The sequence below is a fragment of the Caballeronia sp. INML1 genome (assembly GCF_023631085.1).
Taxonomy (GTDB): Bacteria; Pseudomonadota; Gammaproteobacteria; order Burkholderiales; family Burkholderiaceae; genus Caballeronia; species Caballeronia turbans.
The window spans coordinates 1-640 of the sequence record NZ_JALQDT010000107.1 but is presented as its reverse complement, the minus strand read 5'-3'; the positions used below and the strand labels follow the sequence as shown (position 1 = coordinate 640).

Below are 640 nucleotides of genomic sequence, written 5' to 3'. Positions count from 1 at the left end.
GGCGGCCTCAAATCTGAAGTGCAACACCTGTCTCATATAAGGTGTTGCGATGAACGAAAGAACCCAGTACAAGCAACTGCAACCAGAAGAGCGCCTGACCATTGCAAGCCTGCATCTGCAGGGTTCGAGTATCCGGGCCATGGCCCGGATACTCGGGCGCTCGCCGGCCACCGTGAGTCGTGAACTGACGCGAAACAGCTGTCCTGCCGGCTACGCGTCGGTGCCGGCTGAAACGCTCAGGGCCGCGCGCCGCAGCGGGGGGCGCCGGCCCGCAAAGCTTTGCCTGCAAGGCGTCTGCTGGCGTGTCGTTCTCACTCTGCTCGAGTGGAAATGGTCGCCCCAGCAGATATCGGGCACACTGAAGCGAATGTATCGGACCGACCCGACCCAGCAGGTTTCACACGAAACCATCTACACGGCCATCTATGCCCAGCCGCGTGGCGAACTGCGCCGTCAGCTCATTGCGTGCTTGCGCCACGGCCACAGCACGCGCATGCCGCGCACACGGGGCATTGACCGGCGCGGACAGATTCCCGACATGGTCAGCATTCATGTGCGACCGCCTGAAATCGAAGACCGACTGCTGCCTGGACACTGGGAAGGCGATCTCATCAAAGGTGCCGGCAACCAGTCCGCAGTC

At 62.2% G+C, this 640-nt stretch carries 1 protein-coding gene; it reads left to right on the top strand.

Annotated elements, in window-relative coordinates; translation table 11 throughout:
* Positions 1 to 49 precede the first annotated feature (49 nt).
* The coding region (locus tag NCR38_RS34015; RefSeq protein WP_250478540.1) for an IS30 family transposase at positions 50 to 640 on the top strand (591 nt) is incomplete at its 3' end.